The sequence below is a fragment of the Thermococcus sp. 21S9 genome (genome assembly GCF_012027635.1).
GTDB lineage: Archaea > Methanobacteriota_B > Thermococci > Thermococcales > Thermococcaceae > Thermococcus.
This window is the reverse complement of sequence record NZ_SNUS01000001.1, coordinates 1,219,175-1,245,746: the sequence shown is the minus strand read 5'-3', so window position 1 is coordinate 1,245,746 and position 26,572 is coordinate 1,219,175. Positions and strand designations below refer to the sequence as shown.

Below are 26,572 nucleotides of genomic sequence, written 5' to 3'. Positions count from 1 at the left end.
CTCATACCCCCATCTCGGTCTCTTCTATGGCCTCGACTTTTGGCTTCTCCTTGGATATCTCGTCGAGGTTCTTCATGCCCCAGATGAGGGGCAGGGCGATTATGACGAAGATTGCGCCGACCGGGAACAGGACCTTGTAGTTGCCACCGGCGAGCTGGACTATCGCTCCACCAACGAGGCCCGCGATGAGTATCGGGAAGGACTTGGTGGCCTCGAAGAAGCCGTAGTAACGGCCGTTGAAGGCCTCGCGCTCGTACTTGGTGAGCAGGTCGCCGATGACGGGCCACGAGGTCGACATGAGCATTCCCCAGCCGATTCCTGCGAAGCCTATCAGCGCGGTTATCTGAAGCTTGGTGTGGACAAACCAGCCGGCAAGGAAGGGCATCAGGAATATGAGGCCACCGAGGATTATTGACTTCCTCCTGCCCATCCTGTCGTAGAGCACTCCACCTACAACCGCACCGACGAGCACGAGAACGTTGAACAGGGCCATTATGGCGTTTCCGAGGGCGGTAACGTCCTTGGTTCCAAGAACGGACTCGAGGATTCCGAACATGAAAACCGCCACGAACTCAAAGCTCATCCACCACAGTATCTGGGCCGAGTAGAACTTGAGGAAGTCCCTGTCGGCGACTATCGAGCGCAGGTAGTCGGTGAGGCCCTCCTCGGGCATCTCCTCGGGGAAAGCCGGTTCCTTGACCTTGGCGTATACTATGAAGGCAGACAGCATCAGAAATCCGGCAACGACGGCGAAGGGAATCCACATATAGCCGGCCTTTATGAGGGCCTCAATCTCGTTGTCGATGCCAGTAACCTTGGTGGCCTTGATTATGAGGAATGCGAGGCTTCCGAAGAGGAAGAGGTTGCCCGCCCACTCGAAGAGCGTTATTATACCGCTGGCCCTTCCGCGCTCACCGCTCGGAATCACGTCGGGCATGAGAGAGCGGTACTGGGCGACGTAGAAGTACATAGCGAAGTAGAACAGCGCCAGCATCGTTGCAAAGGCGAGCAGTGGAACCCGTGCGATGTAGCTGAAGTAGACCCCGAGAACGACGAGACCGGCGAAGATGCCACCGGCGAGTATGAACGGGGTCCTCCTGCCCCTTCCAAAGCGACTGGTATCGCTGTAATAGCCCATAACGATGGGCACGAAGATTCCCATAAGGCCCTGGAGCGAGAGCACGGCGCCGATTATAAACGCTGAGTTTGTGTAGCCGTTCTGAAGCAGTTTAAAGGACAGACCCTTGTTCAAGGCCCACCCGGTGCTCATGCTGAAGCCAAGTAACGCCAAACCAAGAACCGTTCCCCAGTTAAACTTTTTCTCCATATTACACCACCTCTGTCGATGGGGTCACAAGGTACATCCGGGGTTCCGAAGACAGCATTACCAACGTCCCCTGGCGTGAACTCCATTCTCCCCACTCAAATAGTGGTAGGAAGTTTGCTCGGAGGGGCTTTTAAGGATTTTGAGTTCATGTATGAGCGGTAGTAAAGATGACATATTCGGACAATGAGATTACTCTCATATTATACAGCACTTTGAACTTCAAAACGTTCTTTAAGCCCCTTAGGAGATGGGAAAACCATGGACAGGTGGACCATTGCAACAGTGGCGGTAGTCCTTGCGATATTAATCACGGGGCTGGCCTGTTATGAAGTGTCGGAAATACAAACCGGCTGGAAACCCTAGGGAAACCCAACGTGGAGCGGGGATGGGATTAAAATCAAACTCAGGTGTGTCAACCCCAGAGTAAAGTTCGGGAATACGTTGATGTGCGTCGCAACGGTCAAGCTGACAACGCCCAACGTGACGAAAACGATAAAGGTTACAGAAGTTCTCCTTGATGGACGGCCAGTTTGGCCATGTAATATCGATGGGCGGAAGGCCAGTACAAACCCTTACGTCGTCACTCCTGTTATAAAGCTCAAACCAACGAACGTTTATGAGGACACCACCATCACCATGACCTTAAACGATAACTTCGAGGTGTACTACTTCGGGCACGACTACCTAAGAGAGGCCATCTGCGGGGAGTTGAGGCGGGGAACGCACCTGATAACGGTCATCTTTGACAACAACGCCTCTATCAGCGAAACGTTTGAAATAAAAGGGTAAAAATCAGTCCATGTCCGGAACGTAGTCCAAGGCATCCCCCTTCGAGCGGACGACGTCGCCCCTCCTGACGAACTGCATCGCCAGCACCGCGAGGGCGAAGAATGCCACCGCAAAGGGGAGCAACGTTTTGTAGCCGATGAGGTCGAGGAAGACTCCCGCCAAAGGAGGTGCGAGCAGGTTCGCGGCCTGGCTAAAGAAGTAATAGAGACCTGTGTAGCCACCGAGCTTCTCCTCGGTCGTCATGTCGACTACCATCGGCAGGGAGTTCACGTTGACCATCGCCCAGCCGATTCCACCGAGGAAGAACAGCCCCATGAAGGTCATCACAACCGGGTCGCTCAGCGAACTTGACTGCGGGCGGGAGCCCTCGCCGACGATGTAAGCTCCGAGGAGTATCGCAATAACGAGTATGAGGCCAATCGTTATCGTTCTCTTCCTGCCAATCCTCGCCCCTAGGAAGCCAGCTGGAATTGCGAAGAGCATGAAGCTGAGCGAGAACAGGCCGAGCATGAAGGCACCTGTGCTCTCCTCGATGCCGAGGTAGTACTTGGCGTAGCTCGTGAAGAAGGTTTCGAGGGAGTTGAAGGCCACGAACCAGAAGAACACCGCGAGGAGTATCGCTAAAAGGCTCCTCTCGTGGCTGGCAAAGACGTCCTTGAGGTTCTCCTTGAGTTCTCCGAAGCTCTTGTGAGAGGTTTCAGCCAGCAGTTTCTTCAGGCTGAGCTTCTTTCCAGGCTTCCGGTATTCCTCAGGCTCGGGAACCGCGAGAACGACGAGCAGGTTTGCGAGGAGCATTATGACCGCGCCGAAGTAGAAGGGGTAGGCATAGTTCATGTCGTAGAGTACCTTTCCGCCGAAGTAAGCAAGAAGCGCCCCGAGACCGCCCATGAAGTTGATTATACCGTTGGCCTGGCTCCTCTTCTCGCTCGGGGTTATGTCCGGCATGAAGGCAACGACCGGCGAGCGGAAGAGTGCCATGAAGAAGTTCATGAGGATTATCGTTCCCATGAAGAGGGCAAGGTTCTCGTGCTCCCTTGCAACGGGAATCAGGGCGAACATCAGGGCGGCTGAAGGTGCACCGAGGAGTATATAGGGTTTTCTCCTGCCGAGCCTCGTCCGGGTCATGTCGCTGAGCGCGCCGAGGAACGGGAGCAGTAGAACCGCGAAGAGGTTGTCAATGGTCATAATGAAGCCCGTAACCGTCTTGCTGAGGTGGAAAGTGTCCTGAAGGAAAATCGGAATGTAGGCGTTGTAGAGGGCCCAGATAATGCTGATGCCGAAGAAGCCAAAGCCGAGGATGAATATCCTGCTGTATTTAAACTCCATCTCCCTCCCCCCGTATGCATCAATATAGGCTTATAGTGTTGGGAGGGAGACTTTTAAGGCTTGTGAGTGCATCTTTGGTCGGTAGTGGAGATGCCAATTTCGAACAATGATGCCAGTTTCATCTTACTGGGACACCGTGGGGTTAGGGGCCCGCTGGAGAACACCATCCCTGCATTCAGGCGAGCTCTAAGGCACGCTGACGGAATAGAACTCGACGTTAGGATAACCGCGGACGGAAGGTTGGTGGTGCTCCACGACGGAGAGTTCAGAGCGGGCAGGGAAAAGTACCTGGTTCGTGAGCTAACCTACGGGGAGCTGGTAAAACTCCATCCGCTTGGACGGCTCGTTCCAACGTTCAACCGCGTTCTGAAGCTCTCTCCCGGAGTTCTGAACGTGGACATCAAGGAGATGGAGACACTCGAGTCAATAATCGGTGTTCTTGAGCGTACAGGATACCTTGAGCGCGCCGTGATTTCCGCGGACGACCCGGAATGGGTAAGAACCATTGTCAAGGAATGCCCGAACTGCCGTGTGGGGTTCTCGATAACCTGCGCCAGAAACGCGGTGATGAGCCTGAAACCACCAGAGGGAGTCTATTCAATCCACGTCCCCCTTGACCTCGCCGGTTACATCGGGTTTAACGGGTTAATTTCCCTCCTGAGGTTTTACCGCAGGAAAAGAGTTCGAACGTGGCTGTGGAATTACAGAATGAACGAGCTGTCATTTGTGCCAAAACTCACGTCTCTGGTGGACGCTGTAATCTCGGACGACCCTGCGAGGCTGAAAAGGTTTATATCCTTCGGGAGCATCAAAGTTGAGGCGACCTGCCATGTGGGAAAAGGACGGAGTTATAGTTCTCGGCCATAGGGGTTGCATGGGAAAGTTCCCAGAGAACAGCATACTGGCCTTTAAGAAGGCAGTTGAAGCCGGAGCAGATGGCGTCGAACTCGACGTATGGCTGACCAAGGATGGAAAGGTCGTCGTTATACACGACGAGACCATCGACAGGACGAGCGACATGAGCGGAAGGCAGAAGGACATGACCCTTGAGGAGCTGAAGAAGGCAGACATAGGCATGGGCGAAAGGATACCCACCCTTGAGGAAGTGTTCGAGGCCCTCCCTGAGAATGCGCTTATCAACGTCGAGCTCAAGGACAGGGACGCCGTTGAAGAAGTGGCTAAAATCGTCAAGGGGAACAATCCCGATAGGGTTCTTATCTCGTCCTTTGATGTCGAGGCCCTGAAAGAGTACAGAAAATACGATAAGGACACGAGAATGGGACTTTTAATCAACAGGGAGGAAGCCGTCGCACTCATACCCAAGCTCAAGGAGGAGCTTAACCTCTGGTCAATTAACATCCCGATGGAAGCGATACCCCTGCTTGGCTTCGAGAAAACGGTTCAGGCCATCGGCTGGGCCCGCTCCCTCGGGCTCAAGGTCGTCCTCTGGACAGAAAACGACGAGCTGTTCTACAAGGACGACAACCTGCTGAAGCTCAAGGGGCTCTTCGAGGTCGTGATAGCGAACGACGTCGAGAGGATGCTCTCCTACCTCCAGGACGCTGGACTCAGGTAAACTTTTTAAGGTTTTTTATTTTACTTCTCCTGGTGGGGTACGTGAGAAAGGCCGATTGGCTACTCCTTGTAATCACAGCGCTTCTCACGGTTTCCCTCACGATTCCCTCTTACACGTACTCCCCACCTTACGCGGGCTTCTTTAAGGGCACCATTGAAACTTATGATGGACCACCGAGGTGGGTTGGCTACGTTGAGTGCACCGCGGACACGAGTTCCTACTACAGCTACGTAGTGAACTGGACACTGAGCTATCCACACGACTACGGCGTCTCCAAACCTGGGATGTTCAAAACAACGGTTCTCGTGAGGAACTGGAGCAGATTTTTTGAGGAGATACCCTCGGGGTGCTACGTCCTCGGACGGGACTCACTCAGTTACGATGACAAGCTTTACAGGGCGTCGGAGAGGCTTAAGAACTTAACCGCAGGCACGCCAGACTACGAAAAGCTTGAGCCGTTCTTTGACTTTGCGGGTTCTCCGGAAACCCCTGTCAACGTGACGTGGGTTAAGGTTACGGTCTTTTTCACAGGGATGATGGAACCCGTGAAGCTACCGTTCGTAGCCATTTGGCTTGGGATTCTTATCGTGAGCGTTGCAGGGATTATAGTGAGCCACAGGAGAAGCAAAGCTCTCCTTGCGGTCTTCTTAATTACCCTTCTCCTGAGCGCCCTTTTTCTCAGGGATTATCTACAGATGGAGAGAAAAATCTCCGGAACGGCGGAGGCGTTTAACGAGCTACTGGCCCTAAACTCCACCGGCGGATGGTGCACCGAGATAGGAGGTGCTCAAGGAGATTTCAGCTCCCGCGAAGATGTCAACTGGTTCCTCAAAACAGTAAAGGAGAACAACGCGACGATTGGCTCTGTCAGGTGGGAGGACACGGTCCTGAGAATCCACGTTAAGGTGAATATGAACAACTACAAGAGAATCATTGATGCGTTTAAAGAGAGGGGCTGGGAGACCTCAGTGATTGACTCTGAATCCCTCAATGCCCTCCTGGAGGAGAGACACGGGACACGGGAGATAAACGAGACACTAACGACGCTTGAAAAATATCTGCCGTACCTAACCCCCGACGAGAGGAAAGCCGTCGAGGATTATATGGCCGACCTAAAAGAGACACTTCACCAGGATAGAGACCAGAAGAACTTATGCATAGCCGTTTTTGCCACCAGCCCCGAGGCGATAATTCCAGACTACGGAGGCTACTCCGATTTCCTTGCCAAATTCGCCCTCGTTGCCGTGTTTGTGGGACTCGCGCTGGGGAGGCGCCGGGGCAATGAAACACGATAAAACCATCTTCATCTGCATCGTTGCCCTTTTGTTCATAGTGCTCGCGACAGCCATCCCACCGGAGAGATACCCAGGTCCAGGCGACCGTTTCATCCCCACCAACGGTGAATTCAACGAAGTCCTCCGCTCGTTCAACACCACGAGTCTCTGGAACTGCACCCCCCGGGCCTTGATGACAGTCGAGTGCAGGGCCTACACCAATGATGAGCTCAACGGAACGCTGTCGTTCTTCGAAAGTCTACCTCACAATAACATCGCCCTGTACGCCGGGGATGGGGGCTCGTTCAATGTTCTACTCACCAACGAGACCGGATTTGAGAAACGGCTTCCCCGAAATTGCATTATCACAGACTACAAGGAAACGAGAGTCGCCTTCAGCAGGGAGGAGCAGGAGAAACTCAGGAGGGAACTTCAGGCCTTTAAGGAGCTTGAGAGCGTTATTCAAGACCCGGAAGAAAGGGCAGTTATCCACAACAAAACCGTTGACCTAACCATTACCCTGGAGTATGCCCTCGGCCTGCGGAGCAAGGGCAAACCCTGCAACATCACCCTCGCCACCGTCAATATAAACTATCCAAAGCCCGAGAGCAACGTTCCGTTCATGGTCCTCCTCTGGGCCGGTGCGGGAGTTTTAGCCCTTGTTGGGGTTATTTTAAGCAGGAGCAGGGACAAAAAGCTCGTCTTCGGTGTCCTCATTGCCCTCTCGATAATTTTCGTTGGCACCTATGTCTACGATTCGTGGGTTCAGTGGAATTCAGGGAGGGCCATTTCAATAATCGAAGCGCTCAACCAGAGCAACGCAACCCTAAAAGATTCGAGCAACTTGGTCTTTCTCCATGTTACACTCGACGACCCCGAAAAGGCGAGAAAACTCGCGGAGCTCCTCAAAGAGTTCAACGTTAGCGTCCGGGTCAGACGGGACGGGCCCAAAACCCTCAGGCTCGACGGAACACTGCCTCTTCGGGAGCTGGGGGCTTTTAAAAACGCTTCCGGAGAAGTTGGCTATCTCTTAGTCGACAATGAAAGCCATTTTTATGAAGAGTTCATAAGGAAATACGAGCTTGAAGACAAGATAATCGAGGAATACCTAAACGAGGTATCCCCGGAAAGCAGGGAAGTGCTGAGGGAAGTCATTCGAGAAAACCAGCAGGCCATTAAAAACCTAAGAACGGCCATGTACGACCGGGCTCAGCTGGTAATCTTGGTTTATCTTCCATATACTGCCTCACCGGAGGCCTACCATGACCTCTCCTCAAAGCTAGCATTCGTCGGTGTTTTTCTTGGCCTCGGTTGCATCCTCACCGGCATTACAGGGAACGAGCGAAACCGTTAATACCCCTTAAAACATTTTTAATTCTGGTGGTGGTATGGAGAGGTTCGTACTATCGCTCGACGAGGGAACCACTTCCGCGAGAGCGATAATCTTCGACAGGGAGAGCAACATCATCGGCCTCGGTCAGTACGAGTTCCCCCAGCACTACCCAAAGCCCGGCTGGGTGGAGCACAACCCGGAGGAAATCTGGGACGCGCAGTTCAGGGCCATAAAGACAGCCCTTGAGAGGGCAAAAATAGAACCGGACCAGATAGCGGCGATAGGCGTTACGAACCAGAGAGAAACTACTATAGTCTTTGACCGCGACGGAAAACCGCTCTACAACGCGATAGTCTGGCAGTGCAGGAGAACGGCCGAGATGGTGGAGGAGATAAAGCGCGAATACGGGGACGTGATAAAGCAGAAGACCGGCCTCGTTCCCGATGCTTATTTCTCCGCGAGCAAGCTCAAGTGGCTCCTCGACAACGTTCCAGGCTTAAGGGAGAAGGCGGAGAAGGGCGAAGTTCTCTTCGGAACCGTCGATACGTTCCTAATCTACCGCCTCACCGGAGAGCACGTAACCGATTACTCCAACGCCTCAAGGACGATGCTCTTCAACATAAAGAGGCTTGACTGGGACGACGAGTTGCTCGAAATCTTCGGGATTCCGGAGGAGGTTCTGCCGGAAGTGAAGGAGTCGAGCGAGGTCTACGGCTACACCAAGAAAGAACTCCTTGGGGCAGAGATTCCGGTGAGCGGTGACGCTGGTGACCAGCAGGCGGCGCTGTTCGGACAGGCAGGGTTCGAGACGGGAATGGTAAAGGCTACCTACGGAACGGGAAGCTTTATCCTTGCCAACACGGGAAAAACAGTCCGCTACTCCAACAACCTGCTCACGACGATAGCCTGGGGACTCAACGGAAAGGTCAGCTATGCCCTCGAGGGAAGCGTTTTCATAACCGGGGCAGCGGTTCAGTGGCTCCGCGACGGGATAAAGATTATCAAACACGCCTCCGAAACGGAAGAACTCGCGAGGAAGCTCGAGAGCAACGAAGGAGTTTATTTTGTCCCGGCTTTCGTCGGCCTTGGAGCACCGTACTGGGACCAGTTCGCGAGGGGGCTGATAATCGGCATAACGCGCGGAACCGGCAGGGAACACCTCGCGAGGGCAACTCTGGAGGCGATAGCTTACCTGACGCGCGACGTCATAGAGGAGATGGAGAAGCTCGTCGGGATAAAGGAGCTCCGCGTTGACAGTGGAGCAACGGCGAACGACTTCCTGATGCAGTTCCAGGCAGACATACTGAACAGGCGCGTCGTCAGGCCCGTAGTCAAGGAAACCACCGCGCTCGGCGCGGCGTATCTGGCTGGACTGGCCGTCGATTACTGGGAGAGCCTTGAGGAGATAGAGAGCCTCTGGAAGGCGGAGAAGGTGTTCGAGCCGGGAATGGATGAGGAAACGCGGAGAAAGCTCTACCACGGCTGGAAGGAGGCGGTGAAGAGGGCCATGGGCTGGGCGAAGGTTGTCGGAGGATAATTTACTATTCTTCAATTCCCCATTACATTTTTACTCATAAGAAGGACAATTAGGGGGGAAATCATGAGGAAGAAACTCGTCGTTATCTGGGTGCTTGCAGTTCTCTTAATTCTCGGCTACGCCCTGAAGGGGGATACTAACGGGAAATACAACACCTCCACCTTATCCCAAACAATATCCACTGAGGAAAACATTACACAAACAGTCGGGGAGAAGGCACCGTCAATCACTCAAGTACTGGTCAAACTGGGCTCTTATGAATCCTTCTGCTGGTCAATGAAGGGAACGTCGCTTTCAGTCCTCAGCGTTCCCGCTGAGAGTTTAAAGGCCTGCATAAACTACTCAAACGGCTCCGCCCTTTACTGGATTAACACAACGGACGGGAGAAGCTTTCCTTATGTGGTAAACTCTACTTCGAATGACCTTGATTGGTCAATAATTACTCACACATATTCCCCAGAACTCAATATCATGAACTTCCTTTGGTGGATTTTAGAAAACGGAAATGTCACAGATGTCAAAAGAATAGGAAATCACTATGCGTTCCACATATCCCTAAAATATGAGGAGGAATCAAACGCTGGGACAATTGAGAATCCGTACCTCGTGAGGGTAATTAGAATGTGGAACGTTACACTAATTGTAACCGCCGATGGAAAACCAATCGGAGGGCACTTAGTGGGGAGGAGTCACGGCCCCTCCAACGTTGTGGGCGCTAACTGGTTCAAAGAGGGAAACTTTACGCTCCTCGGTGAATGGAGACAATGAACATCTTCGCCCATTCGAACCCTGTCCTCCCCTGTCCTTTTTTCTAATGCGCTTAAGAGTTCTTTCCTCGCCTTTTCGCCAAACTAAAGGTTAAGGAAAGCTTTAAAACATCCAAAACCCTTTCTCAAGTTAAATCGAGGTGAAGGTTATGAAGACGAAAGTCGCTATAATAGGGGCAGGAATTAGCGGGGCGAGCATAGCGAGGGTTCTCAGCAGGTACGAGAACCTCGAAGTCCACCTGATAGAAAAAGCTCCAGACGTCGGCTGGGGAGTGAGCAAGGCCAACACAGCGTTAATTCACGGTGGCTACGACGACGACCCCGAGAAGTATCCGACGAGAGCCAAGCTGTGCATAAGGGGAAACAGGCTCTGGCACCAGTGGGTCAAGGAGCTTGAGATTCCGCACGTCTGGAACGGGGCATTGATAGTCGCGACGAAGGATGAGGACTTTGACGAGCTTGAGAGGCTTTTGGAGCGCGGGAGGAAAAACGGCGTTCCTGAAATGAGAATCGTCGATAGGGACGAACTCTTCCACCTTGAGCCCAACCTCACGAGGGAAGCGATTGGAGCGTTATGGGTTCCAATAGTGGGCCAGATTGGACCGATTCCGGCCGTTATCGCGATAACCGAGAACGCCGTTGCGAACGGCGTGAAGACGCACCTTGAGACGGAAGTTACGGGCATAAAGGTCGAGAACGGCGAGGTTAAGGGTGTAGAGACGAACAACGGCTTCATCGAGGCGGACATCGTTATCAATGCAGCGGGTCTTTACGCGGACAAAATAGCGAGAATGGCAGGTATAGACTACTTCGAAATCCACCCGAGGAAGGGTGAGTACTGGATTTTTGACGATGACGTTCCCGGGCCGAAGCGCGTCCTCTTCCCGACGCCGACGCCGATAAGCAAGGGAATAGTCGTGACCACCGAGATTTCCGGCCATCTGATGATAGGGCCGAACGCCCAGGATTTACCGCCCGAGGAGAAGGAGAACCTCGCCACGACCAAGGAAGGCCTTGAGCAGGTCTGGGAAGGGGCCAAGAAGCTCTGGCCACAACTGCCCCCGAGGAGCAAGGTAATCAGAACCTTTGCCGGTCTGAGGCCCGAGCCGACGGGAGGGGACTTCATAATCAAAGCCGAGGAAGAGGTCTGGGGCTTCATCAACGTCGCTGGAATACGCTCACCAGGCCTGACGAGCGCCCCTGCGATAGCCTACGAGGTTGCTGAAATAATCGAGCGCGACCTTGGAATCGAGCTGAAGGAAAAGGAGAAGTGGAACCCCTACCGGAAGGAAATCAGCCACTTCTTCATGATGACGCCCGAGCAGGTGAACGAGGCCGTGAAGAAGAACCCCGCCTACGGAAAAATAGTGTGTCGGTGTAACTCCGTCAGCGAGGGCGACATTCTGGAGGCGATTGAGAGGATGAAGTTCATAGGCGTTAAAACGCCGAGCGTTGATTCCGTCAAGTTCAGGACCAAAGCCACAACGGGAACCTGTCAGGGAAGCTTCTGCAGGCCGAAGATAGTCCAGCTTTTGGCGAAGGAATACGGAGTGGAGCCGTGGGAGGTTACGCTGAAGGGTAAGGGAAGCGAGATTGGAATAGGAGACGTCAAGGTTCTCCTCAGGGGGGATGCCTGATGTTCCCGAGGATTCCGATGCTGAGCTACGACGTCGTTGTCATCGGTGGCGGTCCGGCCGGAATGGCGGCCGCGATTAGGGCCAAGGAGCTGGGTCTAAAGGTTTTGCTCCTCGACGAGAACGACTACCTTGGAGGAATACTTCCCCAGTGCATTCACCCCGGCTTCGGCCTGCACTATTACAAAGAAGAGCTGACCGGGCCTGAGTTTGCCTCGCGCCTCGCGAAGAGGCTGGTTGAGCTTGGCGTGGAGTATAAAACCGCCACGAGGGTTCTCGAGATTAAAAACTACTCCGACCTCGAGAAGGTCGTAATCTTCACCTCGCCGAGCGGGGCTTATCAGGCCTGGGCGAAGGCAGTAATCTACGCCGCCGGCGCTCGCGAGAGGCACGCCTTCGAGATTGGAATCGTCGGCGACAGGGTTTCGGGAATCTACACAGCAGGGGAGGCCCAGACGCTGATGGACATCTACGGGATAATGCCCGGCAAGGAGATAGTCATCGTGGGTTCCGGCGACGTTGGCTTGATAATGGCGCGCCGGTTCGCCCTTGAAGGCGCGAAGGTCAAGGCCGTTGTCGAGCTGATGCCCTATCCGGGAGGACTTGCGAGAAACGTGATGATTCTCAGGGACTTCAACATACCCCTCTACCTCAGTCACAAAGTCGTGGAAGTCCGCGGAAAGGGTCGCGTTGAGCGGGTAAAGGTTGTCAGGGTTGATGAGAACCTCAACGAAATCCCCGGAAGCGAGTTCTGGATTGAGGCCGACACCCTGATAATATCGGCCGGCCTCGTCCCGAGCGTTAAAAAATTGAAAGCCATAGGCGTTGAGATTGACCCGGCAACGGGCGGACCGGTCGTGAACGACAGACTGGAAACCAGCGTCCCGGGAATATTCGTCGCCGGGAACTCGCTCCTGATAAACGACCTCGTTGACTACGTCGCGGAGCAGGGCGAACTGGCGGCGGAGGGAGCCAAAGAGTTCATCGAGAACGGGGGAATCGAGAGCAGGAAGTGGGTTAAGGTAGAGAAGGGTGAAAACGTCCGTCTGCTGGTCCCTCACTACCTCAGTGGAGATAGAGACGTCTACCTCTACCTGCGCGTATCTAAGCCGATGGAGGACGTCGAGCTCAGAATTCCGGAGATAGGCAAGAGAATGAAGCTCCCGGTTGTCAAGCCGGCCGAGATGCTGAGGATAAAGCTCAGAGCGGAGGAAATCAGAAAGGCCAAGAAGCTCACCGTGGAGGTGGTGAAGGCATGATTTACCGCTTCACATGCATCGTCTGCCCCCTCGGCTGTTCAATCGAGGTCGAGATGGAGGACGGAAAGGTCAAGGAAGTTCGCGGTTGCACCTGCCCGCGCGGGAAGGAGTGGGCTATTCAGGAGGTCACCAATCCGAAGAGGGTCGTGATGAGCGTCGTGCCGGTTGAAGGAGGGGCCCTGCCCACGGTGAGCGTCAAGACGGCCGAGCCGGTGCCTAAGGAGAAGATACCCGAGCTAATGAAGTTCCTCTCAAAGCTGAAGCTCAAAGCCCCGGTGAAGGTCGGAGAAACGGTTGCGGAGTGGGAGGGAATAAAAATAGTGGCAACGAGGGGAGCTTAGCTCCAGAGTCCCTCAAAACGTGGGGCGTTTTCCACCCCTTTCGGCTTTTCTATTACCACGGGCTCGTTAATCTTGTTAAGGGCCTCGCTGTCGTGAACTATCACGTGGACTGGAATCGTGTCGTTGGTGAGTGGATGGGGGATATTGAGGGTGAGGTCAAAGTAAGTCTCGATGTAGTATGGAGTGCCATCCTTCTTGAGCTTCACGAGAACCCATCCCTCGTGAGTCTCGACGGTGCCGTTTATCTCGAAGAGTCTGTCCAAGGCATAGGTTCTCCCCGTGGCGTTGGCGAACTGCTCGAAGGTAACGTTGAGCTTGAACTGGTAACCGCCATCAACGGGCATTATGCTCACGTTGGTCGAGTTGAGGATTGCCCGTATCGCGTCGAGGTTGTAAGAACCGGAGCCGGTTTCCTGGCGGTCGGTCGCGTTGTACCACTTGCCGTCAACCTTGAGGTATGTGCCGTTGCCTTCGATGTAAAGTGGCCAGTTGAACGTCATGTTAAGACCACTATAGTAAACCCAACCGGTGTAGTTGCCAAGGGCCTTTTTATTCACGCGGTCCATCATGGCGTTTATCCTGAAGTGCATGGTCATGTTGACGGTGGTATTGTCGTCAGGTATCGTGAAGTCCATGGCCATCGTGAAGTTCTCATCATAGTGGGCCGTTTTTATGTTCTTTATGGCATTGATGACCTTCTCTTCGGTTAGGCCGGTGCTCTTACCAACGCATCCAGCGGCGAGGACAACAATCGCAACGAGGAACAGAGAGAGCGCAACCTTCCTCATCACTACTACCTCCACTCGTTTTCATAGGGGAAAGGAGAATCGAGTTTAAATACTTTTTGATTGAGGAAAAATTGAAAATCATACTGGATAAAACACCCTCATTGTAAGTGGTTACAACCAGGGAATATCGTTCTTGAGAGAGAAGGAGGTTAACTCCACTCCCCGAGAACCGTAAAGTTGCCCGTCAACAGGCCCTCACTTCCCCCAGCGGAAGTGCAAGTTCTCTCCTCAAAACCACCTCAAGAGGTCTCCCTTTGGAATCCACACCAAGAGCAAGCCTCATACACGGTTGAAGGCCAAATCTCTGAGAAAAGTAAAGCTCATACAGGCATAAATCGATTTGTTTGCAGTCCAGTAGATGGAATCGGGACTGTAGCTGGTGAGTGCTTCAAGAACCCCCAGAAGTGCGTCAAGTTGTGAAAGGGGCTGGGACAGTACAAAAGAGATGGAAGAAGCGTAGGGAGAAAAACAACAAAAACTGCCAGAGAACGCGTCTCATCAGTTACCCTCTGAACTTCTGGAGGAAAATCTTCAAATCCGTTTTGAAGGGCTCTTCCGCCCGCTGGAGTTCCTCGTTCAGAAGCTGGAGGAAGTTCTCCTCATCGGTCGCCTCCTCCCAGAGTCTCCTAACAAGGTTCTCCAGCCTGTCCCAGTACTCCACGTAGGGGCGGGCTTCAAAGAGAGCCCTTTCAAGCTTTTCGTCGTTCTTCACCGCCATCCCCTCCTGACGAGGTAATACCAGAACCTCTGCCTGTCTTCTTCCTCCCCCAGGAGGAGGAAATAGCGGAGGATTGAGAGGTTCACGAGGAGGAGGAATATCAGCATTATGTTGTAGGCCGGAACAGTCACACTCAGGAAGGCGAAGTAGTCCCAGGTGAAGTGCAGGAGTATTGCAAGGGCGTAGAACTGGGCGAGGGAATCAACCTTCCCCTCAGCTTTTAGGCCGTAACCAACACCGATTATGGCCGTCCAGGTGCCGTGAGCAAAGGGCGTCAGGAATGCCCTCGTCAGCGTTACTGCGACGCCCCAGCCGAGGCCGTAGAGGAAGTTTTCGGTGGCGGCGAAGCCGAGACCCGCGGCGACTCCGTAGACGAGGCCGTCCATTATGCCGTCCATCTGGCCAGCCTTGTAGGGGAACCTGACCGCGAGGGCTTTGGCCGGCTCCTCGACGAGACCGGCAACGAGGGCAACGTAGAAGGCCGTCGTTGGAAGGATTGGCTGTATGAGTCCGCCGACGGTGAGGATACTCTCAAGTATGTAGGCGATGCCAACCGAGAGCGTTGCGCCGAGCAGGAAAGTCATTATAACGTAGCGCTTCGGTTCTGGCTCGTATTTATCCTTGTGATAGAAGTACCAGAGTATCGCGAGTGCCGGAGCGTAGGCGAAGAACAAGAGTGTTGTCAGCACGTCCATCGCTATCACCCATGAGGGTAATCCAGGGAGGGTTTAAATCTTTCGTTATAACCGTGAGAGAACCTCCCGAAGCCGGGACAGTCTGCCGAAGTTGAGGAGTTCATTATCAAGGGGCACCAGGACCGTAAAATCCTCCGTATAGAAACGCAGAAATGGCGAGACGATTTCCCTGAGGACGTCGTTGCCGTAGGCCCAGGGGCTGAACGCGGGCAGGACGATGAGTTTCTCGCCGAGGAGGAAGGCCGGAACCTTGACGATGGCACCGACCTCGTCCCTCAGCCTTATCGCTGGGTGCTCGTGGCCGATTATGAAGCGCTCGCCCTCGACGACCTTGTGTCCGTGAACAAGCTTCCACTTGCCGAGATCAAGCTCGTCAACGACCTCAACACCGAGCTCTCTAAGCCACAGCGTCCCAACGTCGTGGTTTCCCCTGACGAGGACAACCTCATCGACGAGCGGGACAATCTCCTCAAAGAATGCCTTGAGCTCCGCCCTCTCACGCCACTCCGGAATGAAGGAGTGCTTCAGGTCGCCGTTTATGATTAGCCTCTTCGGCCCCTCGCGCTTTATCAGTTCCTTTAAATCTCCGACGACCTCGTGAAAAACCCTTGGGAGGTAGAACCCCTCCCTGGCCATCGCTATCTCGTAGCCGAGGTGCAGGTCGGCTATGATGAGATTTCTTCCCATGAGCAGTGCCTTCTCCGGAAGGGGCTTTGGTTCCATGGTTGTAGGTTCGTTTAAATGCTTTTAAACTTTGTTAGGAGAACCGAAAAGGTTTTAAGTCCGCCCATCAAGGTAACAATGGTGAGTAAAAATGGCCTATATTGGGTTTGCGAGGAGTCCGCACGGGCCCGCAAAGACCTACGAATTAATCCTTGAAGAACTCAAGAAGAGAGGTTTCACAGTGGAGTTTTCAAAGCATCACTGGATGGGGGACGTTCCATTTGGGCTCGTCATCGCGGAAACGGATAACGGAAAAATAGCGGTCAGATGGAATCTTGGACAGGAATTCGGTCTCAAAATCGAAGAGGTAAGCGACGAGGACTGGGACGAGTTCGTGGAGGACACCCTGGAATACCTCAGCGGCGATTGATGTAGTGAATTCCGGTCTGGTTCACCATTTTTCTAACCGCTTCGAGGTCAAGAAGCATGTAGTTCTTGTTCACGGGTGGGGCGATGTAGCCTATGTACGAGCCGTTTACGAACTTCCAGCTACCGAGCTCGACGAAGTAAACCTCGTTTCCACTCGAGGAGCTCTTACTTGTCCACACCACTATTGAGAGGGTATCGAGCTTCTGCGTGAAGTTAACTGCCAGGTAACCGTAGCCGAGACTGCCCTCGCACTCGGTATAGTTCGTGGTGAAACCCAGGGCCTTCAGAGTCCCCGCGTCTATCTCGTACACCGTCAGGACGCCGGTGGGTGTAAAGTTGTACACGTATGCCACGGCACACTCGTCGAGCAGGCGGTCTTCAACGGTAAACTGCCACTTACCCCCGGGGGGCACTGAACCAAGGTATATCGCGCTAACGTTGGGCGGTGTGGGAGTTATGTCCCCCATGAGGTTTTTCCACCACGGACCCACTGAGAGAGCAAGGATTACAGCGAAAGCCACCAGCGACAGTATCACTACCCTGCTCTTGAAGGGACTCTTCATGGGCATCCTCCAAAGGTAGTTGGAAAACATCCTAAAAATAGTTTATCCTTCTGTAAGTTTTCTCTTCTTGACGTTCTCAATCACATCGAACAGGCTCCACAGGTCCCTTATGACGTGAAGGTGCGGAATTAGGGCCAACTTCTCCCGGTTACCCTCAACGAACTTGGCCGTGAACGGGAAGTAATACCACACGAACTCCGTGTTCTCATCCCCACGCCCGATGAAGCGCCAGGGCTTGTCGTCCACCCAGATGAAGGTCTCGTTCCCATACTTCTCGCGGACGAGCTGAAAGGCCTCGTCGAGCGTCATGGTTCTGCCAAAGACGATTACATCATCAAAGAGGTTATAGATGCCGGCCATCTTCAGCCGTTTGACCTTCATACCGTCTATGAAATCCTCGGCCGAGAATGAGATAACCGTGTGACCCTCTTCCTTGAGCTTTTTAAGTAGCTCGGGGGCATCGTCTATGGGTCTGCTCAGCTTCGCCCTCTCGATGAACCACGTCTCGAAGAACTTAGTCCTCAGGAAGAACGGCGGTTTGTGGGTCTTCTTGTGGCCACCAAGGCTCGGCCTCTCGAACTGGAGCTCGATTTTGGTGAGCAGTTTCGCCCACAGGGACTTTCCAGGGAGCCAGCGATAGCGCTTCTCAAGTGCCCTCTTGAAGGCCTCCTCTATGCAGGAGTAGCTGTCCACGAGCGTTCCGTCGAAGTCGAAGCCGATTATCACCTTTGCTCCCCCTTATCGGGGATTTTAGAACCATTTAAAGTTTATCCTCGAGGAACGTTTTGCGATGCCCCAGTTAACGTGTGTAAGTTTATAATCCCTTCATATAACTATTGTCACTCGAAAAATTTTTATCATTGGTTTCCCCATCCACAATCCCATCAGGAGGGTTGAACCATGAGAAAGGCTCTAATCGTGGTGTTTGCCATCGTCTCCCTGATGGTGTTCAGCACCTACGCCTCGGCTTGGCCCACCAACGGACCGAGCCTCGACGATAAAATGAACGTCCACCAGAGGCTGACCTACATGGCAATAAAGGCGGTCTACAACGACGACCCCCAGCTCGGTGAGATTCTAATGAAGTACCAGAACCAGCTTCTGTACGGCGCCTACGACGAGGACTGGCGCGGTGGAAGCGTTACCGTCGGCGGAAAGACCTACACCCTCGAGAGCCAGTACCACTTCATAGACCCGATGGACCATGCGGGCCTCTTCGTCACGGACATTGCAACCGGCCACGACGTCTCGGCAGCGGATAAAGCCCAGGAGCTCTACGAGAAGGCAGTCCAGCTCTGGAAAGAGGGCAATTACACCGGGGCCATGCTATACCTTGGCAGGACCGTTCACATCCTTGAGGACGCCTCGATGATTATCGCCCACAACACGCCCCACCTCTTCGAGGTCCTCGAGGAGTTCAAGTACGCCGAAGATGCTCACGACTTTGTTGAGAACAACGTCTCGCCGATAGTCGCTGACGACATACTCAACGGTAGGGTTCCGCTCAACCTGACCCCGATTAAGTGGTGGCAGATTCCCCAGGAGAAGGAGAAGTTCATTCAGGGCGAGGACATCTACCGCGGGCCCCACGAGAACGGGCACATGAGCCTCGCCAACGGCGTCGCCTGGGCCTACGTTGACCTTGCCGCCCACAACTCCTGGCGCTACATGGCCTACGCCACCGGAAAGGACATCAACCTCTGGGGACCGCTCGGGCACCTCGGACCCTACTTCTGGACTAAGGAGCTCAAGAAAGGCGACTGGAGCGTCCTCAAGCTTCAGTTCCTCGGTGCAAGCTCGATAACTCTCGTGTTCTACGACATAGACATGCAGAACTCCTACTTCAAGACCCTCGGCTACGTGGAAATCTACGACAAGGACCACAACCTCATAGCCAAGTACTCCCAGGACCCGAACCTCATCGGTCCTACGGAAGTCACCGTTCCGGGCGATACCGTCTACATATACACCCACGTTGACAAGAGCGACTGGCTCGACAGCACCGTTGACGGCTGGTCGATGAGGAACATAATAGTCCACGCCGACTTTGACCCCAACTCACCGAGCAACTTCAAGACCCTCGACGGCAGGACCTACACCAAGGTCCAGTGGGCGGTCTACGAGACCATGCAGTACGATATTAGACTCGTCGCCGGGCTCATGGAGCGGTTCTTCCAGGACGTCGGCGTTACCGGCTGACTTCTTCTTTTTTCCCTTCCCATACAGCACAAAGCATATATTCCACCCGGCCAACTTTTAAACGACCGTCTTAACCTTTCGAGGTGATTGCCATGGGAAAGCACTACCTTCCCAACCTCGCCCAGAGGGATGAAATGCTGAAGGAAATCGGCTTCAACTCGATTGACGAGCTCTTCTCCGATGTTCCCGAGGGAATGGTCAAGGAGTTCAACCTCCCGGAGGGAAAGAGCGAGTACGAGGTCTTCATTGAGCTCAACGAGGTTCTCTCGAAGAACAAAACCGTTCTCGAGATGCCGAGCTTCCTCGGAGCTGGAACCTACTTCCACTACGTCCCGGCTCACGTTAAGTACCTCATCGAGAGAAGCGAGTTTCTAACCGCCTACACCCCCTACCAGCCCGAGATAAGCCAGGGAATGCTTCAGGCGCTCTTCGAGTACCAGAGCATGATGGCCGAGCTCTACGGCCTGCCGGTCGTCAACTCCTCGATGTACGACTGGGGGACGGCGATAGCTGAGGCCGCTTTGATGACAGTCAGACTCCACAGGGGCAAGAGGAGGCGCTTCGTGATTCCGAAGGCGATAAGCCCGGAGAAGAGGGCCGTCATCGAGACCTACACGCGCGGTGCGAACCTTGAGATAGTCGAGGTTCCCTGGGACGAGAGCGGTAGGCTCGACATCGAGAAGCTAAAGGAAGCCGTTAATGACTCCGCCGGAGTTTACGTCGAGATGACCAACTTCTTCGGTCTCGTTGAGGAGAACGTGAGGGAGATAGGCGAGATAGCCAAGGAAGCAGGAGCCTACTTCGTCGTTGGGGCCGACCCCACGATGCTCGGAATCTTTGAAGCACCGGGCGAGCTTGGGGCGGACATAGCGGTCGGCGAGGCTTCGTACCTCGGCAACCCCATAAACTTCGGCGGGCCGAGGGCAGGGGTTTTCGCGGTGAGGGACGACAAGAAACTCATCCGCCAGATGCCGGGCAGGATAATCGGAATGACGAAAGATGCCGAAGGAAAGAGGGCCTTCGTCATGACGCTCCAGACGAGGGAACAGCACATCAGGCGCGCTAAAGCTACGTCGAACATCTGCTCCAACGAGGCACTCGTTGCCGTTGCTTCCGCCATACATCTGGCCAGCCTCGGGCCGAAGGGCCTGGCTGAGCTCGGCGAGGTCATACTCAAGAACACCGCCCACTTAAAGAAGAGGCTGAGCGAGGTTGTCGAGATTCCCTTTGAGGGCCTCTACTTCAAGGACGTTCCCGCTCGCTTCGAAAAGCCATACAGCGAGATACACGAGGCCCTTCTCACGAGGGGAATCCACGGTGGCTACTACATCGGTAAGCACTTCCCGGAGCTTGGCGAGACCGCGCTCTTCTCTGCAACCGAGACGACGAGGAAGGAATGGGTTGATGCCCTTATCGAGGCCCTCAAGGAGGTGGCCTGAATGTTCCGCCAGGCTAAGTGGGACGAACCCCTCATCTTTGAGCTCTCCCGCGAGGGGCGGGTCGGCTATACGTTGCCGAAGCCGATTGAGGATGTTGATGTCGAAATCCCAGAGAAGCTCAAAAGGAAGAGCACCCTCAACCTCCCGGAGCTGAGCGAGCCGGGGGTAGTGAAGCACTACACTCGCTTAAGCGAGATGAACTACGGCGTCGATTCCGGAATCTATCCGCTCGGCTCGTGTACCATGAAGTACAACCCCAAGATAAACGAGGAGATTGCCGGTCACCCCGGAGTCGCCTACGTCCACCCCTACCAGGACGAGAGAACCGTCCAGGGCGCGCTTAGGATAATGTGGGAGCTGGAGCAGTGGTTGAAAGAGATAACCGGAATGGACCGCTTCACCCTTCAGCCGGCAGCTGGAGCAAACGGCGAATTCACCGGGGTTTCCATAATAAGGGCTTACCACCTCGACAACGGCGAGCCGCAGAGGGACGAGATGCTGGTTGCCGATTCCGCCCACGGAACGAACCCAGCCAGCGCGGCGATGGCCGGCTTCAAGGTCATCGAGATTCCCTCGACGGAAGAGGGGACGATGGACTTAGAGGCCCTTGAGAACGCCGTGGGTGAAAGGACAGCGGGATTAATGCTCACCAACCCCAACACCCTCGGCATCTTCGAGGACGAGATACTCGAGATAGCGAAGATAGTCCACAAGGCCGGTGGACTTCTCTACTACGACGGGGCAAACCTCAACGCAGTCCTCGGAAAGGTCAGACCTGGAGACATGGGCTTTGACGTCGTTCACCTCAACCTGCACAAGACGTTCTCAACACCGCACGGCGGAGGCGGGCCGGGAAGCGGACCGGTTGGAGTTAAGGACTTCCTCAAGGACTACCTGCCCGTTCCGCTGGTGGGCTACGACGAGGAGAACGACCGCTACTACCTCGACTACAACGTGCCCAAGAGCATAGGAAAGGTGAAGGAGCTCTACGGCAACTTCGCGGTGATGGTGAGGGCCCTGGTTTACCTCAAGGTCATGGGCAGGGACGGGCTGAAGAACGCGAGCGAGATAGCTGTTCTCAACGCCAACTACCTGACGAGGAAGCTTCTGGGAACGAGAGGCTACGAGTTACCCGGCAAAAAGCTTAGAAAGCACGAGACCGTCTTTTCAGCAGAGCCTATGAAGAAGGAAACCGGCGTTACCGCGATGGACGTGGCGAAGAGGTTGCTCGACTTCGGACTGCACGCGCCAACGGTTTACTTCCCGCTGATTGTGCACGAGGCCCTGATGATTGAGCCGACCGAGACGGTCAGCAGGGAGGAGATTGATGCGTACGTCGAGGCGCTGAAGAGGATAAGCGAGGAGGCCTACACCAACCCCGAGGCCGTCAAGAGCGCTCCCCACAATACCGCCGTGAGGCGCGTTGATGATGTCTTGGCTGCCAAGAAGCCAGTTCTCAGCTGGAGGATGTACCTTGAGCTGAAGGAGAAGGGCGAAGTGGACTACTGAACTGCCCTTTTCTACCCATTTTTGCCCAGAAAGGTTTTTAAAGTTAAAGAGGAAATATGTAATAGAAAACTTACACATGGGTGATTCGTATGACAGTTGGGGTCGGACGTGTTGAAAACACCGGATATGATGTGGGGTTTGATGAATACGTGGTCCCAGTGAGGGGCTTTCTGCTTCAGAGAGGCAAGCTAGCCGGGATATACGTGAAGGACGGAATAATCCCAGTCACGGAAGAGCTCCCAAAAGAGGTCCACAAGGCCGTAGTGAAGGGGCGCGTGAAGAAGGAGATAACTGTAAGGGAGATACGCTACGGAGAGGAGGACGTCCTTGAGGTTCTCATCGAGGCTGACTACCAGAGCTGGACCGTCTTCACGACGAGCTAAAGGCTCCCAACCCTCTGATGTTAGTTTGAGGTTGACCTGCTCGAAAGCAACTGGAGGTTCTCCTTACTCAAACCTCCGCGGGTAACGAGAAAACCCAAAAATAATCTAAAATCCTTTTCAACTTCCACCAAACCTCAGCGGGCTTTTACAGGCCGGGAGAGTCCCCACTTCTTTCCAGCGAGTCTCGCGCGGGATGTAATTATGCAAGCTACAACTTTTGGAAAACCTGTTCTGTTAAACACCTCACACGCTCCGGCGAAAAACTTAATAAGGGATTTCGTGATGCACCTACCGCGAGGGGCCGTAGGGTAGCTTGGCCCATCCTGCGGGCTTTGGGAGCCCGTGACCCGGGTTCAAATCCCGGCGGCCCCACCAGTTACAAACTTCGCCTGCGCGAAGTTTGACCAAGGTTCGTGATTCTTCCCCAAAAAAATGAGATTTCTAAGAAGTTTGCGTTTATACTCTTAAAAGACAGTGTTATCAGAAGAATTCTCTTCAAAGGAGCCATTTGGAAGGAGTTCCTCCAAGAAGCGCTCCTTTGGAGCGCGGGTAAATGGAACCCGCGTGAGAAAGCTTCCAAAATCTAAGAATTCGCATTCTATAAGAGTCCATTAAAAGCGCAAACACTCCAAAAGAAACCCTTGATGGAAGAATCACAAACTTTGATGAAACTTTGCCAACAGCCATTGGGAAAGGCTGGCGAAAAGCTATTTTTCCACCAACGAGCAAGAAGTCAGTCGTGCACTAACCAAAGAGCAAATCCCCAGAGGGTTTAACACTACAACAAACCCCTGAGAGAGTTTCAGCTTCCTATCAGCACCCTTCGGGCGCCTTCTTAGAGAGAAACTCTTCCCCCAAGAGCACATGAAAGAGAAACCAACTCTCAAATGGACACCTTAAGAATCAGCACACTACATTCCGCCAGCGCTTTCGTCAGAAAGGGCTGTAATGGTGGGCCCGGGGGGCTTTGAACCCCCGACCACGCGGTTATGAGCCGCGCGCTCTGACCAGGCTGAGCTACGGGCCCACTGATGGCGCCGCCGCCCGGATTCGAACCGGGGACCGCCGGATTAACAGTCCGGCGCTCTACCGACTAAGCTACGGCGGCTCGACCCAATGTAGGGGATACAGGGGACGTTTATAAATTTTGCGGTTGGGGAGGGGAAAAGGTTTATAACTCCCAAGGGAGTCCCCTAAAGCGAGTCTGCCCCGGTAGCCTAGCCTGGCGGGGCGGCGGACTTGTAATCCGCCGGTCGCGGGTTCAAATCCCGCCCGGGGCTCCAAAATGTCAATTTCATTTCTCGAGCAGAGCCTCAACAAGGGCAACAATCTGCCCGTGAACGCCTTCAACGTCCTCCAGCGCGTTAACGATTTTAATCTCGGGAAAGCGCTCCGCAAGCTTCAGATAGTTCTCACGAACCTTCTTCTGGAGTTCAACTATCTTATCGAACTCGCTTTTTATGCTCCTCGTCTTTATGCGTTTCATGCTCTCCTTAACGGGTAGGTCGAGGAGCAGAACAAGGTCGGGTCTTATTGCAAAGCGGTTGAGGTCTATCAGCCACTCAAGGTCGAGTCCCCTCGCCCACTGGTATGCAAGGGAGGAGTAGAAGTAGCGGTCTGAAATCACAACCTTTCCGGATTCGAGCGCGGGTTTTATGAGCTTGTCAACATGCTCGGCCCTGTCCGCCGCGAAGAGTAAAGCCTCGGCCTCGTGGCTTATTTTAGCCCCGTCAATGATGCCCTCCCTTCCACCCGTCAAAACGAGTTTTCTGATAAGCTTTCCGAAGGGAGTGTCCGTCGGTTCCTTGGTGAGAACGACCTCGTAGCCTTTTTCCTCAAACCACAGCTTGAGCAACTTTGCCTGGGTTGACTTTCCAGCGCCGTCTATGCCCTCAAGCACAATGAATATCCCCAAGCCCGTCACCCCCAAAATGGAAGAACGTGTAAACCCCTCGGCGAGGGGCTTATAAAACTGCCGTTATACCGAGAGCCTCTTCATGTAGTCAAAGAGTGACCACATGCTCACGAACTCCTTCTGCTCGTCCCCTTTGTAGAACTCGACGACACCATCTGGCCTGAAGCGCATTCCAAAGTCGTAGTCGCCCTTGTTCAACTTGTGAAGGAAGACCTCCTTGGGCTTCGGTGGCAGGTAGCTGGTCATCATGTCGTTCATGAGCTCGACCTCAAAGCCGAAGTGCTCGTTCATCCTCGGGAAGAAGAGCACCGCAGGGGTGTTCATTGCATCAACGAGGGCTTTTCCCTCAAGCTTGAAGTTGTAGTGCTTGAAGACGTCGTGCATGAAGTCGTCAAGGGCGTTGGGGTAGTAGACCGTCGCACCAATGTCGTTGGGCTGGGCCTCGATGAAGCTCCTGCTCTCGAGGATGGCGTTTATCTCGTCGACGTCGATTCCGCTGACGTAAACCCTAACGCCCCCGTAGTAGTAGACGTAAGCGAGCGGGAGACCCTTCTTGTGGGCGAAGTCCTTGAGGGCTATGAGCGGAATCAGGCGGACGTCCATTATCGTTGAACCGGTGCTGACTATGCCAACGACCATAGCCCTCTTTCCGTAGCGCGAGATGGCCCTTCCGTCCCTGCCCACTATTATCGTTCCGTGGGAAACTGTTCCTATGGCCCTTCCAAGGAGGGCAAGCTCCTCGGGATTAAACCTCTGCGAATAATACACTTCCACTTCCACCACCTCAATCTGGGAGTATTATACTCTCCCGGCCAATCCTTGACTCAACCCAAATCTTCACGTTCGAACCTATCTTGCTGAAGTCCTCGATGAGCGTGTTGTCGCCGATGACACTACCGGGCTGGATGACGACGCCCTTACCTATGTGAACGTTTTCCCCTATGATGGCCTCCTTAATCTCGGCCCCGTCCTCGATGGTCACACCTGAAAATATTACCGAACGTTCAATTTTAACGTTTCTGCCTATCTCCACATCGTCGCCTATAACGGCGAAGCCCCTGATTTCCGGCTTCCGCAGAACGCAACGCCTGCCCGTGTAAAGCGCTCCCCCGTGCTCAAGGTTACCTTTAAGGCTTTCGGTCTTCACCTGAGGCAGAATGAGCCGTCCGAGGAACACGTCTTCCGTCGCCTGAAGGTAGCTCGACGGCCTTCCCACGTCGTTCCAGTACTCCTTGAAGGGGAACCCGTAGAGCGGAAGGTCGTTTTCGAGCATCCTCGGAAAGAGGTCCTTGGAGAAGTCGAAGTTCTTGTTCTTGGGGACGTGGTCAAACGCTTCGGGCTCAAAGACGTAGATGCCAGCGTTGACGAGGTTGCTGAAGACCTCCTCGGGCCTTGGCTTCTCCTTGAATTGCTGAATCCTGCCGTCCTCGTCTATTATCGCTATGCCATACTGCGTCGGGTCGTCGACCTCGGAAAGCGCTATCGTGGCGAGGGCCTTCTTCTTTCTGTGGTACTCGTAGAGCGCCCGCAGGTCAAGGTTGGTGAGAACGTCGCTCGAGACAACGAAGAACGTATCGTCCATGTGCTTGACGACCTTCTTGGTGGCGCCGGCGGTTCCCAGCTTTATGTTGTCCTTGTTGGAGTAGTGAATCTCTATTCCCCACTCGCTTCCGTCACCGAAGTAGTCAATTATACGCTCCTTAAGGTAGCCGACGAGAACGTAAACCTCGTCGACCCCGGCCTTAATGAGGCTCTGAAGGGCGTACTCCATAAGGGGCCTGTTGAAGAAGGGTATCATTGGCTTTGGCCTGTAAACCGTCAGCGGGAGAAGCCTCGTTCCCTTGCCTCCGGCCAAAATCACTGCCTTCATCTTGCACCGCACCGCTCTATTGTATCACTCCCAGTTAAAATACTTTGCGCCCGTCGTCGTTTATTCACATGAATGCGTGCATGGGCCCATCGATGACCATTACTCGGTTCAGTAGTTGACAACTCTACCCAAAAAATTCGACGTTACATCAGACGATGGCCGTTTAATCGCCCAGTTGATGGTCACAACGACGAAGGAACTTTAAATAGGTAAGACGCACACATCCGATGGAGGCGAC

At 54.0% G+C, this 26,572-nt stretch carries 26 protein-coding genes and 4 tRNA genes; 17 read left to right on the top strand and 13 right to left on the bottom strand.

The window, feature by feature from the left end:
• Window position 1: 1 nt before the first annotated feature.
• Complete coding sequence (locus E3E28_RS07080; RefSeq protein WP_167914550.1) at window positions 2-1,327, bottom strand: MFS transporter; 1,326 nt, start codon at window positions 1,325-1,327, stop codon at window positions 2-4.
• Between the two features lie 444 nt (window positions 1,328-1,771).
• On the opposite strand from E3E28_RS07080, the gene E3E28_RS07075 reads away from it, so the two are divergent.
• On the top strand, window positions 1,772-2,116 hold the full coding sequence (locus tag E3E28_RS07075) for a hypothetical protein (protein ID WP_167914549.1): 345 nt from the start codon (window positions 1,772-1,774) through the stop codon (window positions 2,114-2,116).
• Window positions 2,117-2,119: 3 nt separating this feature from the next.
• Here the strand turns inward: E3E28_RS07075 and E3E28_RS07070 are convergent, their stop codons facing one another.
• Complete coding sequence (locus E3E28_RS07070) at window positions 2,120-3,442, bottom strand: SLC45 family MFS transporter (RefSeq protein WP_167914548.1); 1,323 nt, start codon at window positions 3,440-3,442, stop codon at window positions 2,120-2,122.
• A gap of 90 nt (window positions 3,443-3,532) precedes the next feature.
• Between E3E28_RS07070 and E3E28_RS07065 the strand changes: the two genes are divergently transcribed.
• The 9 genes from E3E28_RS07065 (at window position 3,533) to E3E28_RS07025 (ending at window position 13,163) form a co-directional block, all read left to right on the top strand.
• A complete protein-coding gene (locus tag E3E28_RS07065) occupies window positions 3,533-4,309 on the top strand; it encodes a glycerophosphodiester phosphodiesterase family protein (protein WP_167915293.1) in 777 nt (258 codons plus the stop codon).
• On the top strand, window positions 4,272-5,018 hold the full coding sequence (locus E3E28_RS07060; RefSeq protein ID WP_167914547.1) for a glycerophosphodiester phosphodiesterase family protein: 747 nt from the start codon (window positions 4,272-4,274) through the stop codon (window positions 5,016-5,018). Before E3E28_RS07065 ends, E3E28_RS07060 begins: the two co-directional genes overlap by 38 nt.
• Window positions 5,019-5,050: 32 nt before the next feature.
• Entirely contained in the window at window positions 5,051-6,313 is a 1,263-nt protein-coding gene (locus E3E28_RS07055; protein ID WP_167914546.1) for a hypothetical protein, read from the top strand.
• On the top strand, window positions 6,300-7,646 hold the full coding sequence (locus E3E28_RS07050) for a hypothetical protein (protein ID WP_167914545.1): 1,347 nt from the start codon (window positions 6,300-6,302) through the stop codon (window positions 7,644-7,646). Before E3E28_RS07055 ends, E3E28_RS07050 begins: the two co-directional genes overlap by 14 nt.
• A 34-nt stretch (window positions 7,647-7,680) precedes the next feature.
• Window positions 7,681-9,162 carry a glycerol kinase GlpK gene (glpK, locus tag E3E28_RS07045; RefSeq protein WP_167914544.1) on the top strand — a complete coding sequence of 494 codons (1,482 nt, stop codon included), beginning with the start codon at window positions 7,681-7,683 and terminating at the stop codon, window positions 9,160-9,162.
• 63 nt (window positions 9,163-9,225) lie between these two features.
• Window positions 9,226-9,930 (top strand): hypothetical protein, encoded by a 705-nt coding sequence (locus E3E28_RS07040; protein WP_167914543.1) that lies wholly within the window; start codon window positions 9,226-9,228, stop codon window positions 9,928-9,930.
• A gap of 148 nt (window positions 9,931-10,078) precedes the next feature.
• Complete coding sequence (locus E3E28_RS07035; RefSeq protein WP_167914542.1) at window positions 10,079-11,566, top strand: NAD(P)/FAD-dependent oxidoreductase; 1,488 nt, start codon at window positions 10,079-10,081, stop codon at window positions 11,564-11,566.
• Window positions 11,566-12,822: an NAD(P)/FAD-dependent oxidoreductase gene (locus E3E28_RS07030; RefSeq protein ID WP_167914541.1), complete on the top strand. Its 1,257-nt coding sequence runs from the start codon at window positions 11,566-11,568 to the stop codon at window positions 12,820-12,822. Before E3E28_RS07035 ends, E3E28_RS07030 begins: the two co-directional genes overlap by 1 nt.
• On the top strand, window positions 12,819-13,163 hold the full coding sequence (locus E3E28_RS07025; protein ID WP_167914540.1) for a DUF1667 domain-containing protein: 345 nt from the start codon (window positions 12,819-12,821) through the stop codon (window positions 13,161-13,163). Before E3E28_RS07030 ends, E3E28_RS07025 begins: the two co-directional genes overlap by 4 nt.
• On the opposite strand, the gene E3E28_RS07020 is transcribed toward E3E28_RS07025, so the two are convergent.
• From E3E28_RS07020 to E3E28_RS07005, 4 genes are all read right to left on the bottom strand, one after another.
• A complete protein-coding gene (locus tag E3E28_RS07020) occupies window positions 13,160-13,951 on the bottom strand; it encodes a hypothetical protein (protein WP_167914539.1) in 792 nt (263 codons plus the stop codon). The two genes, E3E28_RS07025 and E3E28_RS07020, sit on opposite strands and share 4 nt — an antisense overlap.
• A 502-nt stretch (window positions 13,952-14,453) precedes the next feature.
• Entirely contained in the window at window positions 14,454-14,669 is a 216-nt protein-coding gene (locus tag E3E28_RS07015) for a hypothetical protein (protein ID WP_167914538.1), read from the bottom strand.
• A complete protein-coding gene (locus E3E28_RS07010; RefSeq protein ID WP_167915292.1) occupies window positions 14,660-15,364 on the bottom strand; it encodes a PrsW family intramembrane metalloprotease in 705 nt (234 codons plus the stop codon). Before E3E28_RS07010 ends, E3E28_RS07015 begins: the two co-directional genes overlap by 10 nt.
• A 45-nt stretch (window positions 15,365-15,409) precedes the next feature.
• On the bottom strand, window positions 15,410-16,087 hold the full coding sequence (locus E3E28_RS07005; protein ID WP_167914537.1) for a metallophosphoesterase: 678 nt from the start codon (window positions 16,085-16,087) through the stop codon (window positions 15,410-15,412).
• Between the two features lie 91 nt (window positions 16,088-16,178).
• On the opposite strand from E3E28_RS07005, the gene E3E28_RS07000 reads away from it, so the two are divergent.
• A complete protein-coding gene (locus E3E28_RS07000; protein ID WP_167914536.1) occupies window positions 16,179-16,457 on the top strand; it encodes a hypothetical protein in 279 nt (92 codons plus the stop codon).
• Here the strand turns inward: E3E28_RS07000 and E3E28_RS06995 are convergent.
• Window positions 16,444-17,025, bottom strand: coding sequence for a hypothetical protein (locus tag E3E28_RS06995; protein WP_167914535.1), 582 nt, complete (start codon window positions 17,023-17,025; stop codon window positions 16,444-16,446). The genes E3E28_RS07000 and E3E28_RS06995 overlap by 14 nt on opposite strands.
• Before the next feature lie 36 nt (window positions 17,026-17,061).
• A complete protein-coding gene (locus tag E3E28_RS06990) occupies window positions 17,062-17,745 on the bottom strand; it encodes an HAD family hydrolase (protein ID WP_167914534.1) in 684 nt (227 codons plus the stop codon).
• A gap of 174 nt (window positions 17,746-17,919) precedes the next feature.
• On the opposite strand from E3E28_RS06990, the gene E3E28_RS06985 reads away from it, so the two are divergent.
• The 5 genes from E3E28_RS06985 to E3E28_RS06965 all read left to right on the top strand — a co-directional run bounded on the left by E3E28_RS06985 (window position 17,920) and on the right by E3E28_RS06965 (window position 22,924).
• Window positions 17,920-19,218: a phospholipase gene (locus tag E3E28_RS06985; RefSeq protein ID WP_342764477.1), complete on the top strand. Its 1,299-nt coding sequence runs from the start codon at window positions 17,920-17,922 to the stop codon at window positions 19,216-19,218.
• A gap of 92 nt (window positions 19,219-19,310) precedes the next feature.
• On the top strand, window positions 19,311-20,657 hold the full coding sequence (gene gcvPA / locus E3E28_RS06980; protein WP_167915290.1) for an aminomethyl-transferring glycine dehydrogenase subunit GcvPA: 1,347 nt from the start codon (window positions 19,311-19,313) through the stop codon (window positions 20,655-20,657).
• Window positions 20,658-22,166 (top strand): aminomethyl-transferring glycine dehydrogenase subunit GcvPB, encoded by a 1,509-nt coding sequence (gcvPB, locus tag E3E28_RS06975; protein WP_167914533.1) that lies wholly within the window; start codon window positions 20,658-20,660, stop codon window positions 22,164-22,166.
• Window positions 22,167-22,255: 89 nt separating this feature from the next.
• Window positions 22,256-22,549: a hypothetical protein gene (locus E3E28_RS06970; RefSeq protein ID WP_167914532.1), complete on the top strand. Its 294-nt coding sequence runs from the start codon at window positions 22,256-22,258 to the stop codon at window positions 22,547-22,549.
• Between the two features lie 297 nt (window positions 22,550-22,846).
• A tRNA-Pro gene (locus E3E28_RS06965) sits at window positions 22,847-22,924 on the top strand.
• A 574-nt stretch (window positions 22,925-23,498) separates the two neighbouring features.
• On the opposite strand, the gene E3E28_RS06960 is transcribed toward E3E28_RS06965, so the two are convergent.
• Together E3E28_RS06960 and E3E28_RS06955 are read right to left on the bottom strand one after the other, a co-directional pair.
• A tRNA-Ile gene (locus E3E28_RS06960) sits at window positions 23,499-23,576 on the bottom strand.
• Window positions 23,577-23,581: 5 nt separating this feature from the next.
• Window positions 23,582-23,657 (bottom strand) — tRNA-Asn (locus E3E28_RS06955).
• A 98-nt stretch (window positions 23,658-23,755) separates the two neighbouring features.
• Between E3E28_RS06955 and E3E28_RS06950 the strand changes: the two genes are divergently transcribed.
• Window positions 23,756-23,832 (top strand) — tRNA-Thr (locus tag E3E28_RS06950).
• An 11-nt stretch (window positions 23,833-23,843) separates the two neighbouring features.
• On the opposite strand, the gene tmk is transcribed toward E3E28_RS06950, so the two are convergent.
• From tmk to E3E28_RS06935, 3 genes are all read right to left on the bottom strand, one after another.
• On the bottom strand, window positions 23,844-24,464 hold the full coding sequence (tmk, locus tag E3E28_RS06945; RefSeq protein ID WP_167914531.1) for a dTMP kinase: 621 nt from the start codon (window positions 24,462-24,464) through the stop codon (window positions 23,844-23,846).
• Window positions 24,465-24,527: 63 nt separating this feature from the next.
• Window positions 24,528-25,238 (bottom strand): phospho-sugar mutase, encoded by a 711-nt coding sequence (locus E3E28_RS06940; protein WP_042688667.1) that lies wholly within the window; start codon window positions 25,236-25,238, stop codon window positions 24,528-24,530.
• 10 nt (window positions 25,239-25,248) lie between these two features.
• Window positions 25,249-26,334: an NDP-sugar synthase gene (locus E3E28_RS06935; RefSeq protein ID WP_167915289.1), complete on the bottom strand. Its 1,086-nt coding sequence runs from the start codon at window positions 26,332-26,334 to the stop codon at window positions 25,249-25,251.
• Window positions 26,335-26,572: the final 238 nt, after the last annotated feature.

What these genes read in the sequence shown, in the direction of transcription:
- E3E28_RS07080 (WP_167914550.1), bottom strand. Translation starts at nt 1,327, where the DNA reads ATGGAGAAAAAGTTTAACTGGGGAACGGTTCTTGGTTTGGCGTTACTT.
- E3E28_RS07075 (WP_167914549.1), top strand. Translation starts at nt 1,772, where the DNA reads ATGTGCGTCGCAACGGTCAAGCTGACAACGCCCAACGTGACGAAAACG.
- E3E28_RS07070 (WP_167914548.1), bottom strand. Translation starts at nt 3,442, where the DNA reads ATGGAGTTTAAATACAGCAGGATATTCATCCTCGGCTTTGGCTTCTTC.
- E3E28_RS07065 (WP_167915293.1), top strand. Translation starts at nt 3,533, where the DNA reads ATGCCAATTTCGAACAATGATGCCAGTTTCATCTTACTGGGACACCGT.
- E3E28_RS07060 (WP_167914547.1), top strand. Translation starts at nt 4,272, where the DNA reads ATGTGGGAAAAGGACGGAGTTATAGTTCTCGGCCATAGGGGTTGCATG.
- E3E28_RS07050 (WP_167914545.1), top strand. Translation starts at nt 6,300, where the DNA reads ATGAAACACGATAAAACCATCTTCATCTGCATCGTTGCCCTTTTGTTC.
- glpK (WP_167914544.1), top strand. Translation starts at nt 7,681, where the DNA reads ATGGAGAGGTTCGTACTATCGCTCGACGAGGGAACCACTTCCGCGAGA.
- E3E28_RS07040 (WP_167914543.1), top strand. Translation starts at nt 9,226, where the DNA reads ATGAGGAAGAAACTCGTCGTTATCTGGGTGCTTGCAGTTCTCTTAATT.
- E3E28_RS07035 (WP_167914542.1), top strand. Translation starts at nt 10,079, where the DNA reads ATGAAGACGAAAGTCGCTATAATAGGGGCAGGAATTAGCGGGGCGAGC.
- E3E28_RS07030 (WP_167914541.1), top strand. Translation starts at nt 11,566, where the DNA reads ATGTTCCCGAGGATTCCGATGCTGAGCTACGACGTCGTTGTCATCGGT.
- E3E28_RS07025 (WP_167914540.1), top strand. Translation starts at nt 12,819, where the DNA reads ATGATTTACCGCTTCACATGCATCGTCTGCCCCCTCGGCTGTTCAATC.
- E3E28_RS07020 (WP_167914539.1), bottom strand. Translation starts at nt 13,951, where the DNA reads ATGAGGAAGGTTGCGCTCTCTCTGTTCCTCGTTGCGATTGTTGTCCTC.
- E3E28_RS07015 (WP_167914538.1), bottom strand. Translation starts at nt 14,669, where the DNA reads ATGGCGGTGAAGAACGACGAAAAGCTTGAAAGGGCTCTCTTTGAAGCC.
- E3E28_RS07010 (WP_167915292.1), bottom strand. Translation starts at nt 15,364, where the DNA reads ATGGACGTGCTGACAACACTCTTGTTCTTCGCCTACGCTCCGGCACTC.
- E3E28_RS07005 (WP_167914537.1), bottom strand. Translation starts at nt 16,087, where the DNA reads ATGGAACCAAAGCCCCTTCCGGAGAAGGCACTGCTCATGGGAAGAAAT.
- E3E28_RS07000 (WP_167914536.1), top strand. Translation starts at nt 16,179, where the DNA reads ATGGCCTATATTGGGTTTGCGAGGAGTCCGCACGGGCCCGCAAAGACC.
- E3E28_RS06995 (WP_167914535.1), bottom strand. Translation starts at nt 17,025, where the DNA reads ATGCCCATGAAGAGTCCCTTCAAGAGCAGGGTAGTGATACTGTCGCTG.
- E3E28_RS06985 (WP_342764477.1), top strand. Translation starts at nt 17,920, where the DNA reads ATGAGAAAGGCTCTAATCGTGGTGTTTGCCATCGTCTCCCTGATGGTG.
- gcvPA (WP_167915290.1), top strand. Translation starts at nt 19,311, where the DNA reads ATGGGAAAGCACTACCTTCCCAACCTCGCCCAGAGGGATGAAATGCTG.
- gcvPB (WP_167914533.1), top strand. Translation starts at nt 20,658, where the DNA reads ATGTTCCGCCAGGCTAAGTGGGACGAACCCCTCATCTTTGAGCTCTCC.
- E3E28_RS06970 (WP_167914532.1), top strand. Translation starts at nt 22,256, where the DNA reads ATGACAGTTGGGGTCGGACGTGTTGAAAACACCGGATATGATGTGGGG.
- E3E28_RS06935 (WP_167915289.1), bottom strand. Translation starts at nt 26,334, where the DNA reads ATGAAGGCAGTGATTTTGGCCGGAGGCAAGGGAACGAGGCTTCTCCCG.